The organism is Rhodococcus indonesiensis (assembly GCF_047782815.1).
GTDB classification, from domain to species: domain Bacteria; phylum Actinomycetota; class Actinomycetes; order Mycobacteriales; family Mycobacteriaceae; genus Rhodococcus; species Rhodococcus indonesiensis.
Window position 1 is genome coordinate 4,448,644 of the sequence record NZ_CP180630.1, and the last position, 13,031, is coordinate 4,461,674.

General features: G+C 68.6%; 11 protein-coding genes and 1 pseudogene. 9 read left to right on the top strand and 3 right to left on the bottom strand.

Going from position 1 to position 13,031, the window contains the following annotated elements; translation table 11 throughout:
* The first annotated feature begins 1 nt into the window (after position 1).
* From ACM26Y_RS20315 to ACM26Y_RS20345, 7 genes are all read left to right on the top strand, one after another.
* Positions 2-427, top strand: a complete 426-nt coding sequence (locus ACM26Y_RS20315) for a nuclear transport factor 2 family protein (RefSeq protein ID WP_416061747.1) — start codon at positions 2-4, stop codon at positions 425-427.
* 47 nt (positions 428-474) lie between these two features.
* Complete coding sequence (locus ACM26Y_RS20320; RefSeq protein WP_003934585.1) at positions 475-1,572, top strand: LLM class flavin-dependent oxidoreductase; 1,098 nt, start codon at positions 475-477, stop codon at positions 1,570-1,572.
* Between the two features lie 63 nt (positions 1,573-1,635).
* Positions 1,636-2,130, top strand: a complete 495-nt coding sequence (locus tag ACM26Y_RS20325; protein WP_003934586.1) for a flavin reductase family protein — start codon at positions 1,636-1,638, stop codon at positions 2,128-2,130.
* Between the two features lie 5 nt (positions 2,131-2,135).
* The gene (locus ACM26Y_RS20330) at positions 2,136-3,383 is read left to right on the top strand and encodes a bifunctional 3,4-dihydroxy-2-butanone-4-phosphate synthase/GTP cyclohydrolase II (RefSeq protein ID WP_416061748.1); all 1,248 of its coding nucleotides are present in this window, start codon (positions 2,136-2,138) and stop codon (positions 3,381-3,383) included.
* Between the two features lie 80 nt (positions 3,384-3,463).
* On the top strand, positions 3,464-5,365 hold the full coding sequence (locus ACM26Y_RS20335) for a helix-turn-helix domain-containing protein (protein WP_416061749.1): 1,902 nt from the start codon (positions 3,464-3,466) through the stop codon (positions 5,363-5,365).
* A gap of 95 nt (positions 5,366-5,460) precedes the next feature.
* Positions 5,461-6,513 carry a phosphotransferase family protein gene (locus ACM26Y_RS20340; protein ID WP_416061750.1) on the top strand — a complete coding sequence of 351 codons (1,053 nt, stop codon included), beginning with the start codon at positions 5,461-5,463 and terminating at the stop codon, positions 6,511-6,513.
* 25 nt (positions 6,514-6,538) lie between these two features.
* Positions 6,539-7,834, top strand: a complete 1,296-nt coding sequence (locus ACM26Y_RS20345; RefSeq protein WP_416061751.1) for an acyl-CoA dehydrogenase family protein — start codon at positions 6,539-6,541, stop codon at positions 7,832-7,834.
* Between the two features lie 96 nt (positions 7,835-7,930).
* Here the strand turns inward: ACM26Y_RS20345 and ACM26Y_RS20350 are convergent.
* Together ACM26Y_RS20350 and ACM26Y_RS20355 are read right to left on the bottom strand one after the other, a co-directional pair.
* Positions 7,931-8,017: pseudogene (locus tag ACM26Y_RS20350) on the bottom strand (hypothetical protein); the annotation flags it as partial.
* 173 nt (positions 8,018-8,190) lie between these two features.
* Positions 8,191-9,636: a cytochrome P450 gene (locus ACM26Y_RS20355; RefSeq protein ID WP_416061752.1), complete on the bottom strand. Its 1,446-nt coding sequence runs from the start codon at positions 9,634-9,636 to the stop codon at positions 8,191-8,193.
* Between the two features lie 258 nt (positions 9,637-9,894).
* Here ACM26Y_RS20355 and ACM26Y_RS20360 point away from each other — a divergent pair, with 258 nt between their 5' ends.
* On the top strand, positions 9,895-10,107 hold the full coding sequence (locus tag ACM26Y_RS20360; RefSeq protein ID WP_416061753.1) for a hypothetical protein: 213 nt from the start codon (positions 9,895-9,897) through the stop codon (positions 10,105-10,107).
* A gap of 25 nt (positions 10,108-10,132) precedes the next feature.
* Positions 10,133-10,381, top strand: a complete 249-nt coding sequence (locus tag ACM26Y_RS20365) for an AAA family ATPase (RefSeq protein ID WP_416061754.1) — start codon at positions 10,133-10,135, stop codon at positions 10,379-10,381.
* A gap of 25 nt (positions 10,382-10,406) precedes the next feature.
* On the opposite strand, the gene ACM26Y_RS20370 is transcribed toward ACM26Y_RS20365, so the two are convergent.
* A complete protein-coding gene (locus tag ACM26Y_RS20370) occupies positions 10,407-13,019 on the bottom strand; it encodes a LuxR C-terminal-related transcriptional regulator (RefSeq protein WP_416061755.1) in 2,613 nt (870 codons plus the stop codon).
* Between the last annotated feature and the right edge of the window lie 12 nt (positions 13,020-13,031).

Genomic DNA, 13,031 nt, shown 5'->3' on the forward strand with positions numbered 1-13,031 from the left:
GATGGACAACGTCGCGAGTGCCGGAAGCCTCGAAGCGGCCAACAAGAAGCTCGTCGCCGAGTTCATGGAGGTGTTCACCTCCGGCGACGTCGAGGCGATCCTCGGCTACCTCGCCCCCACCGCCACCTGGTGGGTGGCCGGCACCATCGACGGAATCTCCGGTACCAAGACCAAGGAGGAGTTCCGCGAGATGCTTTCGGGCCTGTCCGCGACCACCAGGACCGGGGCGATCGCCCTGACCCCGCGGGCGTGGACGGCCGAGGGCGACCGGGTCGCCGTCGAAACCGAGTCGTACTCGGAGATGGCGAACGGCCGCGACTACAACAACCTCTACCACTTCGTCTTCGAGATCCGGGACGGCCTGATCGAGTCGGTCAAGGAGTACCTCGACACCGAACACACCCGGGCCGTGTTCCTCGCACCCTGATCCGCTCCCCGTCTCCCTCCATCCCTCTCACACAAGGAGTTACGTTCATGGACGTCGGCATGCTGCTCGTGTTCCAGAACTACCACGAAAACGTCAGCGACCAGGAAGTGTTCGTCCGCGAACTCGAAATGGGCGTCGCGGCGGAGAAGTACGGCTTCGATGCCGTCTGGTCCGCCGAACACCACTTCGACGACTACTCGATGTGCCCGGACAACATGCAGATCATGTCGTACCTCGCGGCCCGCACGTCGACCGTCAAGCTGGGCACCGGCGCGGTGATCCTCCCGTGGAACAATCCCGTCCGGGTCGTCGAGAAGATGACGATGCTCGACATGATGTCCGAGGGTCGCGCCCTGTTCGGCATGGGCCGCGGACTGGCCAAGATGGAGTACGACGCGTTCGGCATCCCGATGGACGAAGCGCGTGGACGGTTCATCGAAGCCGCCAACCTCGCGATCGAGGGGCTGCGCACCGGCGTGGTGGACCAGCCCGACGGCGAGTTCTACCCGCAGCAGCGCGTCGAGATCCGTCCGGCCCCGAACCCGGCGTACGAGTGGGGACGCGACCGCCTGTTCGGCGCTGCGATGTCGCCCGACTCCGTTCCGGTCATTGCCGATCTGGGCGTCCGCATGATGACGTTCATGCAGTTCGAGTTCGGCAAGCACGCCGAGGCGATCAACCGGTGGCGCGATCTGTACCGCGAGCGCTGGAACACCGAGCCCCTGCCGCCGGTCATCCAGGACTTCGTGATCTGCCACGAGGACGCGGAGGAGGCCCGCCGCCTCGCCTACGAGCACGTCGCGCGGTATTTCCTGTCGGTCATCAAGCACTACGACTTCGCCGGCGAGCACTGGCGCGAAACGAAGGGCTACGAGACCTACCAGGTCGGCGCCGACATGATCCGCGAGGCCGGAATGGAGGCCGCGGCCGACGCCTACGTCGAGGCCAACGTCTACGGCACGCCCGAGCAGATCGTCGAGAAGTATGCCGCCCGGCACGAGATGATCGGCGACTTCTTCGCCAACGCGGCGTTCGCATTCGGCGGCCTGCCGATCGAGCAAGCGGAGAAGGCCCTGAAGCTCTACGGCGAGAAGGTCGTTCCCGAGCTCCACAAGATGAAGGCGCCGGTCCCGGCGACCGCCTGAGCCGCTCGGAGCGGTGCCCGGTCCCGCCGGGCACCGCTCCGGCCGATCCCGTCGGAGGACGTGATGAATCCAATTGCCGCCCAAGAGTTCACCGCTGAGTTCCGGGACGTGATGGCCAGTGTGTGCACTCCCGTGACGGTGGTGACCGCACTCGACGGCGCCCGTCCGCACGGCACCACCGTCAGCGCCTTCGCTTCGCTCTCACTCGATCCTCCGATGGTCCTGGTGGCCCTCGACCGCGGGTCCGATCTGCTCACGGTCGTACGGTCCGGGGGACGGTTCGGGGTCAACGTCCTCGGCCACGGTCAGGACGCCCTCGCCCTGACGTTCGCCCGCAAGGGCACCGACAAGTTCGACGGCGTCGACTGGTCGCTGTCGGCCGGGGTGCCGCGGGTCGACGCGGCGCCGGGGTGGTTGGCGTGCCGGGTCGCCGACCTCGTCGACGGCGGCGACCACGTCGTCGTCCTCGGGCACGTCGAAGCCGCCGCCCGCGTCGATCATCCGCCGCTGACGTACCACCAGCGCACCTTCGGCACCCACAGCGCAGAACAGGAGTAGTCGCCATGCCACGGACCAGCCCCGCTCAGGACGTCGAACTCGCGGTCGAGACCCTCGCCGCCGGCGGCATGGTCGTCGTCGTGGACGACGACGACCGGGAGAACGAAGGTGACCTCGTCGCGGCCGCCGCCACGATGACCGCCGAGCAGATGGCGTTCATCGTCCGGCACAGCACCGGCATCGTCTGCGCCCCCATGACCGCGCACCGCGCCGACACCCTCGACCTGCCGCTGATGGTCGAACGCAACACCGACGCGCACGGCACGGCGTTCACCGTCACCGTCGACCACGTCTCCACCGGGACCGGGGTCAGCGCGCAGGACCGGGCCGCGACCGTGCGGGCACTCGCCGACGACACGACCGAACCTGCCGATCTGCGCCGACCGGGGCACGTGTTCCCGCTGCGAGCCCGCGAGGGTGGAGTGCTCGCCCGCGCCGGGCACACCGAGGCGACCGTGGATCTGCTGCGTCTCGCCGGGGCCGGAGACGTGGGGGTGATCGGGGAGATCGTCGCCGAGGACGGCTCGATGCGCCGCGGCGCCGATCTCGTCGCGTTCGCCCGGGGGCACGGCCTGCCCCTGCTGCGGATCGCCGACCTGGTGCGATACCGGGCTGCGACGGAGCCGTTCGTCGAACTCGTCGCCGAGTCGACGATGCCCACCGAGTTCGGGGAGTTCCGGGCCGTGGCGTTCCGGTCGGTGCTCGACGGCACCGAGCACCTCGCGCTGGTGATGGGCGACGTCGCCGTCGCAGGACGCTCCTCCGACGGGGTGCTGGTGCGGGTGCACAGCGAGTGTCTGACCGGCGACATCCTCGGTTCGCTGCGATGCGACTGCGGGGCGCAGCTCGAGCGTGCGCTCGCCGAGATCGCCCGGGAAGGGTGCGGGGTGCTCGTGTACCTGCGCGGCCACGAGGGCCGGGGCATCGGACTGGCCCACAAGATCCGCGCGTACTCGCTGCAGGAGCAGGGCCTCGACACCGTCGACGCGAACCGGGCGCTCGGTCTGCCCGACGACTCGCGCAGCTACGGGGTGGGCGCCCGGATCCTCGCCGACCTGGGTGTGCGGCGGATGCGGCTGATCACCAACAATCCTGGCAAACTCGGTGGGCTGGAAGGCTATTCGATCGAGATCGTCGGCCGGGTGGCCCTGCCGACCGTCGTCACCGCACACAACGTGCGCTACCTGCGGGCCAAGCGGGACCGGATGGGCCACGAGCTCGACAGCGCACTGGCGACTGTGATCGCGACCTGATTTCCCGTAGATTGTGATAATGAACAACATCGACACGCGGCGGCGCCGCACCCTCGGGCGCCGGGAGGTGAGGTAGACGCATGGCGCTGCCGAGCGGGAACGTCGAGCCCACGACGCCTGAGCACGGCCCCGCCCGTGCGACGGTTCCGACCGCCGCCCACGCGCCCACCCTGGCGGCCCACCCCACCACCCGACCCCGCGAACGCGACGTCATCACCGCGTTCGCCGAGATCACCGGCGAAGCCATCGGCGACGCCGACCTCGAACAGTTGCTGCGCTCGGTGTGCGTGAAGCTGTGCACCGTCCTCGGGGTGTCCCGCAGTTCGCTCTACCTCCGACGCCCCGACGGCCGGTTCCGCGGCGCCGCGGGACACTGCGCCGACGACGGTGACATCACCGAAGCGGTCAAACGCCAGGAATCCGGGATCGCGGGCGACCACTTCAGCCGGGAGATCATCGAGACCGCCCGTTCGGTGCTGATCGAGGACGTCCCCAACGACCCGCGCCCCCATCGCCGGACCATGGAGCACTGGCGGGTCCGCGCCATGCTCGGGGTGCCACTGGTGTTCGACGGAGAGGTCATCGGTCTGCTCTTCGTCGACAACAAGGATCTCCCCCGTCGTTACACTGCCGAGGACATCGAGATCGCCGAGATGTTCGCCCAGCTCAGCGCGTTGTTCCTCACCCAGGCGATGCTCAATTCGCGGCTGCGGGCACAGGCCTCGGAGATCACCCGCAGCCGCAACACGCTCGCCTACCTCGCGGACGTGCATCGCAAGCTCACCAACGCCGTGCTCGAGGGCGCCGACATCCACCGCGTGGTGCGGCTGCTCAGCGACCTGTCGACCAAGCCCGTCGTCCTCTACGACGAGGACTTCCGGGTACTCGCCTGGGCGGCGCCGGCCACCCTCGGATTGGATCGCGCCCCGGTGATCTCCGAGCAGATCCGGCGGATGCCCTCGGTGGAGACCGAGCTCGCCGGCCTGAGCCCGGACCGGCCGTCGGCCGTGGTGCCGCCCACCTTGTCGGTAGGCCTCGGCCGCCGGCATCTGCTGTGCCGGCTGATGATCGAGGGCAAACCCAACGGCTACCTGGGCATCGTCGAAGTGGGTCGCTCGCTCGAGCAGGTCGACGCGAACATCGCCGAACACGGCGCGACGGTGCTGTCCTTGCAGATCCTCTCCGAACGCCGCCAGATCGAGACCCAGGGCCAGGCTCGCGACGACTACCTGTCGGATCTGCTGCGCAACACCCGCGACAAGGAACACCTGGTGCGGCGCGGCCCGCAGTTCGGCATCGACCTCACGTATCCGCACGTGCTGGTCCGGTTCACACTGGCGGCGAACCAGCGGATGTCCGCCTCCGCCGCGCAGCGCCTGGTCACGCGCCGCTTCCAGGAGGTGCTCGGGATCGACGAGCCCGCGGCGGTGAAACTGCCCGGCAGCGTGACAGTGCTGGTGCCGCTACCCGACGGCGGCTCCGGCGAGGAACTACAGCGAGTGCGCGACGCGGTGTCCCGGATCCGCGCGTCGCTGCAGCCGCAGCTGGCGACCGGCGCCACCGTCATCTCCGGCGTGTGCCGGGAAGTCACCGATTTCCCGCAGGCCTCCCGGGAGATGCGGGAGGTCGCCGAGATCGCGCGGTCGTTCGAATGGTCCGCCGGGGTCCTCGACGTCACCGAGCTGGGGCTGTTCCGGCTGGTCGTCAGCTCCGGCCGGGTCAAGGAGGCGGTGCACTTCGCGCACGAGTACCTGCACGCCGTGCAGACCGCCGACGACAGCGTCCTGCTCGACACGTGGCGCGCGTTCGTCACCGCCGAGGGACGGGTCCAGGGCGCCGCACAGGCCCTGGACGTGCACGAGAACACGGTGCGCTACCGGATGGGCAAGGTCAAGGAACTGACCCGGCTCGATCCGGCAAGTCTCGACGTCATGCTCTCGGCGCGGCTCGCCTTCCAGATCCTCGACTTCTCCGGCCACTGACCAGCGCGGACCCCGCTCCGCAGTGGTTGTGGAAACCCACAACGAGCGGTGAAAGCCGCACTGCCCCCTCCGGACCCGGCCGATACCGTCGTTGTATGCCGACCGATACGACAGACAGCGAACTGATGGGGGTCGACCTCCCCGCGCTGCGCGACTGGATGGACGCAAGGGGCCTCGGTGCCGGCGACCTCACCGAGGTCTCCCCGATCGGCGGCGGAACGCAGAACATCATGCTCGCGTTCGAGCGGGCGGGAACCCGCTACGTTCTACGCCGCGGACCGAAACACCTTCGACCGCAATCCAACCGGATGATGCTGCGGGAGATGACCTTGCTACGTGCCCTGGCCGGGACCGCGGTGCCGCACCCGAGCTTCATCGCCGGGTGCGAGGATACCGACGTCCTGGGCGCCGTCTTCTATCTGATGCACGCTGTGGACGGCTACAACGCAGCGGAGAGTCTGTCCCCCGCCCACGCCGCCGACCCGGACACCCGCCGTCGCATGGGACTGGCGATGGTCGACGCGCTCACCGAACTCGGCCGGATCGACCCAGCCGCGATCGGCCTGACGGGATTCGGACGCCCGGAGGGGTTCCTCGAGCGGCAGGTGGGCCGCTGGACCAGCGAACTCGAGTCCTACACGCTGCTGCCCGGATATCCCACGGTGCTGCTGCCCGGCGTCGACCGCATCGCGTCCTGGCTCGACGACAACCGGCCCCGGCTGTGGACACCCGGCATCCTGCACGGCGACTATCACATCTCCAACGTCATGTTCGACCGCATCGCCCCCACGGTGAATGCCATCGTCGACTGGGAGATGGCCACCGTCGGCGACCCGCTGCTCGACCTCGGCTGGCTGCTCGCGATCTGGCCCGAGGCCGACGGCGAGCCCGACCTGCTCGAAAGCCGCCTCGCCGACGCCGGTGGACTGCCCACCCGTGCGGAACTGGTGCAGCGGTACGCCGAGAACACCGACCGCGATCTGGCCGCCGTCGACTGGTACACCGCGCTGGCCGCCTTCAAACTCGGCATCATCCTCGAAGGCACCTACGCCCGCGCCTGTTCCGGGCAGGCCCCCCGCCCCGTCGGCGACCGGCTGCACCGGTACGCCCTCCACCTGTTCGAGCGCACCCTGCGCTTCCTCGACTGACCCGCCGATCCGGAGGTAGACACACATGGCATGGGATTTCTCCACCGAACCCGAATTCCAGCAGAAGCTGGACTGGATGACCGCCTTCGTGCGCGAGGAGATCCGTCCGCTCGAAACCCTCGAACTGACCTGGCCGCAGCTACTCACCGCGATTGCGCCACTGCAGCAACAGGTCAAGGCGCAGCAGCTGTGGGCCGCGCACCTCGACCCCGAACTCGGCGGACAGGGCTACGGCCAGGTCAAGCTCGGTCTGATGCACGAGATCCTCGGTTCGTCACCCCTCGGACCGATCGTGTTCGGTTGTCAGGCACCGGATTCGGGCAACGCAGAAATCCTCGCCGCGGTCGGCACCGACGAACAGAAGCGCCGCTGGCTCGATCCGCTGCTCGCCGGTGAGAAGTACTCGGCCTTCGCCCTGACCGAACCGGACAACGCCGGCGCCGACCCGACCAACCTGCAGACCACCGCCGTCCGCGACGGCGACGACTGGGTGCTCGACGGCGACAAGTGGTTCATCAGCAACGCCTCGACGGCCGACTTCGTCATCGTCGTCGCAGTCACCGATCCCGACGCCGAGCGACACCGCCGCGCCTCGCAGTTCATCGTCCCCATCGACACTCCAGGTCTGGAGGTGGTGCGCGACATCGCGTCGATGGAAAATCCGTCGCCGCGCGAGAACACCTACGGCTCGCACTGCGAGGTGACACTGCGCGACGTGCGGGTCGGTGCCGACGCGCTGCTCGGCAATCCCGGTGACGGCTTCCTCATCGCCCAGAAGCGGCTCGGCCCCGGCCGCATTCACCACTGCATGCGGTGGATCGGCCAAGCCAACCGCGCCTTCGACATGATGTGCGAACGCGCCACCTACCGCTTCGCGCACGGCAGCGTCCTCGGTGAGAAGCAGACCGTGCGCAACTGGATCGCCGACTCCGCCGCCGAGATGCAGGCGCTGCGGCTGATGACGCTGCAGGCCGCCTGGGTGATCGACACCCAGGGCACCAAAGCGGCCCGCAAGGAGATCGCCATGATCAAGTACTTCGGCGCGAAGATCCTCCACGACGTCATCGACCGGGCCGTGCAGACCCACGGCTCCCTCGGCTACAGCTCCGACCTGCCGCTGGACTTCATGTACCGCGCCGCACGCGCCGCGCGACTCTACGACGGCCCGGACGAGGTGCACCGCGACACCGTCGCCAAGCTCATCCTGCGGGGCTACGAGGCGCCGGCCGACCGGATTCCCACCGAGCACGTGCCCACCCGGCGCCGGGCCGCACAGGAACGCTACGCCGCACTGTTCGACGAGATACTCGCGTCCGTGTGAACCGGGGCGCTCGCCACCCCCGCGGCGCCCGAGCGCGCACTTCTCGTGGCGACACGCCGGGCGGTGGCACGAGAAGTGCACAGTCAGCGTGTGCCGGTTGCGGGCGGGGGTGTGCACGACGGACGCGTCCGCCGGGACGCGGCCCAAGGCCCGGTCCCAGCCTGCGCGGGCGCGTGGATGGCGCGGCCCGGAGGGTGTCAAGGGCACACGGACTTGCTCGCATCTTCGGAATCTGCCCACGCCGTGCACCGCGCATCTTCCGAAGACACGCGGGGATCTGCGGTCGGTCGGGCATGCGCCACCACCTCGGGCTCAGCGGTCGTCACTCGCGACCGCCGTCCGGTTCCAGCGCCTGATCACGACGGCCGGCACGTCCGACGCACCGGTACACGTCGGCGGACACGGCACGGCACCGCACCGACCGGGTGCAGCAGTAGGTCGGTGGTCACCGCCACCGATCCCGAAGGGGAACGGAACTCGAACTCACGCACCAGGATCGCCAGGGATATCGCCGCCTCCAGCATCGCGAAGCGCTGACCGATACAGCCACGGGGGCCGTGCCCGAACGGGAACCACGCATACTTGTGACGCTCCTTCACCCTGTCCGGGGTGAAGCGATCCGGGTCGAACCGGAACGGATCCGGCCACAGATCGGCACGATGGTGGATCACCCACGGCGCCAGATTGACGTCCGCACCGGCGGGGATCCGGTACCCACACACGTCCCTCTCCTCGACGGCCCGCCGCGTCAGGTACGGCGAGGGCGGATACAACCGGGCGGCCTCCTCGAGCACCATCGTCGTGTACGTCAGCGCGTGGACACCGGAGGCCGTCGGTGTCTCGTCCCCCAGCACCCGTTCGACTTCGTCACGCACTCGATCCTGCACACCCGCGTCCTTGCCCAGCAGGTGCAGCGCGAACGTCAGCATGGTGGCCGTGGTGTCATGCCCTGCCAGTAGGAACACCTTGACCTGATCACGAATTTCCTCGGTGGACAACGCGTCACCACCTTCTCGGGCCGCCACCAGTCGGCCGATCAGATCCGTTCCCGGCTCGGCGGAGGTGCGGCGACGCTCGATGATCGCGTCACACAACCCGTCGAGACGGGATTCCGCATTTGCGATTCTGCGATTCCCCGGCGTCGGCCACGAAGAGGGAATCCGAATCGCGGACGCACCCTGCTGCAGGACGGCGCGTCCGAGGACGGGCAATGTCGTGCGTAGGATCGGCAGCATCCGGGGCGCCTGCACGCCGAACAGGATGCGAGCGGCGACACCGAGCGTCAGCGCCCTCATCTCCCCGTCGAGGTCGACGAGACGACTCGAGCAGTTGTGCCACCGAATGGCCACACGATCGGCTTCCGCGACCATCGGCGTCACGTAGCCGTCTACGCTCTGCGGGGTGAACAGGGGCTGGATGAACCGACGCTGACGCAACCACGTCTCGTCCTGGCTCGTGACCAGGCCGTTCCCGTACAGGTCACGCATTGCGCGGTAGAACTCCGAGTCCTTCCGGTAGTCGAGGTGGCGCGGGGCGTTCAGCAGTTCCCCGACCCCGTCCGGGTGATTGACCGTGAAGAACTCGCGGCGCCGGCCCGGCAGTCCGACGACGTAGCGTACGACGTCGCCTCCCTCTGCATACCCGCGTAGACCGAGTTCGAGGGGATCGCGAAGCAGCTCCCTCGTGGATCCCAGCAGCCACGTTCCCCGGACGATCGGTGGCTCCCGCGACGATGTACACGGTGGGGGCGTTCGCCTCGGCTGCGGCGGTGACAGCGGGCTGCGGATGCTGTTGGATGTCATGGCTGTCCTTGTCGTTCCGATGGTCCGGGCAGAAGTTCGACGCGGTGACGACCGCCCGGGCGGGCCGGATCTCCGGACCGCACACTCAGCATCGGACGCCCAGCGTCGGGAGAGGTGAGTAGCGCACTACTCCAGTCCGGCCCTCGTGCCGGACCGCGATACGCAGGGGCCACGACGTGGCGTACCGGTCCGGCACGGACCCGAATCGAGTACCTCTCTACGCGTGCCACCCGCGCGCCGCGGCGCAACCCTCGAGGCATGGACGAGAACATCGAGACCACGGATGCGATATCCGAGAAGCCGCCGAGGCCGAACGCGACAGTGCGACCGATACGGGCAGGGAAAGCCGGCAACGAGCCGTTCGCCGAGTACATCGACGTAGGCGCGCCGGACAGACTCGTGCGCGTCGCGGAGGCCGAACCGGAGACCCTCCAGGTGTCGTCCGACGCTGGATTTCCGCTGCTGTGGTGACCTGGAATCCGCATGTGCTCAGCGCGTGGCCGCTGACAGCTCCTGCGCCGGCGTCGTCATTGCCGGCGCACCGGGCGTCGGCAAGACCCGACTCGCGCGCGAGACCCTGAACCGAGCGCGCACCCGTCGACGTACCTACTGGACGGCAGGGACGGAGTCGTCCCGAAGCATCCCGCTCGGTGCGTTCGTCGACGTTGTCACCGACTTCGGTTCCGACCCCCTCAGGCGGGTTCCTGACGTTCCCACCGAGCTGGCCGGGGGCCCGACCGAGTAGTTCCACTACTCGAAGCGGTTCTGCGTCAACGCCACTGTTCGCGCAGCAGAGCCGCGAGTTCGTGCCGGTCGTGGGTTCCGGTCTTGGCCTGGGCCCGATACAGATGGCCCTCGACCGTTCGTACCGACATCGTCAGCGCCTCGGCGATCTGCCGATTCGTCAGACCCCGCATCACCATCGAGATGATCTCGCGCTCGCGGGGCGTGAGAGGAAGGTCGCGGTCGAGCGTCTCGCGGAGCGCCGGGGTGGTCAGCCCTCCGCACTCCCGGGCAAGACGTTGCGCGCGGGTGCTCAGCGTCAATGACGATCCGCGTAGGTTCGCGCGAGCGAACGCGAGGGCGGCGCGCGCAGCAGCATCGGCGGCCGCAGCGGTATCCCCCATCTCCTCGAATTGCGTTGCAACCGAAGCTAATTCCTCTCCGTCGTGGTCGTACACCGCGGAGGCGAACGCGGCCGCAATACGCGCGCGACGGCTTCCCGTGCTCTCCGCAAGCTGCGCCAGCCGCCCTCTTCCCGTCGTGTCACCCAGTTGAACTGCGACCTGGAGGCACATCACTTCCCGGGCCTTCTGACGATGCGCGACGGCGTACTCCGCGGCCCGGAGCGCGACGGCCACCGCTGTACTGACCTCCCCCGACGCCGCGTGGCTCCAGGCGTGGGCGAGCAACCGCTCCGAGTCGACGAAGTCGAAGGCCGGGTGCCGGTTCCGGTCGACGTCGGACAGCAGCGCCGTCGCCGCAGTACTGCGGCCTGCCATTGCCAATGCCTGAGCGAGGAGCATGCCGTACCGATACATCAGGACCGGGTAGTCGAGCGACTCGAACTCGGCGAAGGCCCGCTCGAGGTGTTCGAGGGCGAGTGCCAGCCGCCCGCCCCCGAGGGCGGCCATGCCCGCGATCGCGGTTCCCACCGCGCTCGTCACGCCGGGGAGGCGAATGCACTCGCGGTAGGTGCGAGCGGCAACGGCTTCGGCTTCGGCCACCTCGCCGGCGAGGAGCATCGCGCCGACATGGAACTCGACGAGGCCTACGCGCTGGTACGAGGCTTCCTGCCAGGATTCCGCCAGTCTGTAGCCCTTCGATGCGGTTTCCGAGGCCAGCTTCGACTCGCCCACATCCCCTGCCGCGATGACGGTTCCCCAGATCGCGCACATCGCCGCCGACGCGGGCACCCGTGTCGGGTCGACATCCCGGCCGAGTTCGAGTGCGGCCAGGGGATCACCCGCGACAGCGCTCTGTACGGCTCGAACGGCGCGCAACGACTCCGCCACGGTCGGCGGGGCGTCGCCGAGCGCGTTGTCGACGATCCGTTTCGACTCCTCCGCCCGCGCCAGGATCCACAGCATGTTCGTAGCCCGAAGCGTCAGCACACGCGCGAGCCGATCGTCCGTCAGGCTTTCGAGCGGCATGGCGGCGAGCACATCCTCGGCCTCGGTTCCCCGGTTCAGCAGCAGGAGGGCGTGAGCACGACAGAGGTCGGCTTCGGCCCCGCCTCCGGCGAGCGAACTCGCATGGACCAGCCTCTCGCAGAGGGACAGATCCAGCAGCGCCATCGCGCCTCGAGCGGCGCGCAGGAACAGGTCCGGGTCGATCGGCAGGTCCGAGTCGGCATGCAGGACCGCCCGCCGTACGACGTCCTCGGGTTCGGACGGCGGGCGAGCCGCGAGCGCCGACACGACCCGCCCTCGCAGGCGCCGCAGTCGCGTGTCCCCGGCTCGTGCTCGACGCACCTCTCCGTACAGCGGATGAGCCATTCGCGCAGTTCTCGCTCGGTCTTCGGCGTCTATCCGGATCAGCCCGCGGTTCTCCGCCTCTTCCACCGCATCGAGGTCGGACAGCGCCGACAGCACCGCGACGGGCAACGGTTCCGCCACCGCAACCAAGTCCAGGACCGTGCGCACCGCCTCCGGGAGGCGGCGGATCTGTTCGCCGAGCAGGTCCGCAATACTGTCGGAAACGGTGAATTCCTCCTGCCAGAACCACAATCCGTGACATTCTCGAAGTCGGCCGCTGGTTACCTCCTGTGAGACGAGATGCCGCAGGTACAAGGCATTGCCGCGCGTCAGATCCCATATCTGCGACGCCGACTTCTCGGCTACGGGACTGCCGAGCACACTGGCGAGCAGTGCGTCGGACTCGGATCGCGACAAGGGCTGAAGGTCGCGCCGCAGCAGCATGCCGTCCTTCCACAGGGCGGTGACGGCATCAGGTGCCGGCTCCCCGGACCGTACTGTGACGATCAGCCGGGCAGTCCCCCGTAATGCCACATGGTGGATCACGAACGCCGAAAGTTCGTCGAGCAGATGCGCGTCGTCGATCGACAACACCTCGTCGGAGCCTTCGGAAGTGGACGACTGTACGAGCTGGTCGATCAGCTGAAGGGGGTTGGAGGTGGGGTGGTCACACCATCCGGCGAGAGCTCCCAGCGGCACCGTCCGCGCCGATGCCGTCCCCACCGCCGACCGCACGGAAATGCCGGCCGCCGACGAGCGGAGCACCAGCTCGTGCGCCAGTCGGCTCTTGCCCACCCCGGCCTGGCCGGCGATCACACATCCCCGGTAACCGTCGGTGCCGTCGAGCGCCGCCTCGAGTAGACGCAAGTCCCCTGCGCGTCCGATGAGCGGCCCTTCCCCCGCCATAACCGCATGGTA

Coding starts and splice junctions, on each gene's coding strand:
- ACM26Y_RS20315 (WP_416061747.1), top strand. CDS start 2: ATGGACAACGTCGCGAGTGCCGGAAGCCTCGAAGCGGCCAACAAGAAG.
- ACM26Y_RS20320 (WP_003934585.1), top strand. CDS start 475: ATGGACGTCGGCATGCTGCTCGTGTTCCAGAACTACCACGAAAACGTC.
- ACM26Y_RS20325 (WP_003934586.1), top strand. CDS start 1,636: ATGAATCCAATTGCCGCCCAAGAGTTCACCGCTGAGTTCCGGGACGTG.
- ACM26Y_RS20330 (WP_416061748.1), top strand. CDS start 2,136: ATGCCACGGACCAGCCCCGCTCAGGACGTCGAACTCGCGGTCGAGACC.
- ACM26Y_RS20335 (WP_416061749.1), top strand. CDS start 3,464: ATGGCGCTGCCGAGCGGGAACGTCGAGCCCACGACGCCTGAGCACGGC.
- ACM26Y_RS20340 (WP_416061750.1), top strand. CDS start 5,461: ATGCCGACCGATACGACAGACAGCGAACTGATGGGGGTCGACCTCCCC.
- ACM26Y_RS20345 (WP_416061751.1), top strand. CDS start 6,539: ATGGCATGGGATTTCTCCACCGAACCCGAATTCCAGCAGAAGCTGGAC.
- ACM26Y_RS20355 (WP_416061752.1), bottom strand. CDS start 9,636: ATGACATCCAACAGCATCCGCAGCCCGCTGTCACCGCCGCAGCCGAGG.
- ACM26Y_RS20360 (WP_416061753.1), top strand. CDS start 9,895: ATGGACGAGAACATCGAGACCACGGATGCGATATCCGAGAAGCCGCCG.
- ACM26Y_RS20370 (WP_416061755.1), bottom strand. CDS start 13,019: ATGGCGGGGGAAGGGCCGCTCATCGGACGCGCAGGGGACTTGCGTCTA.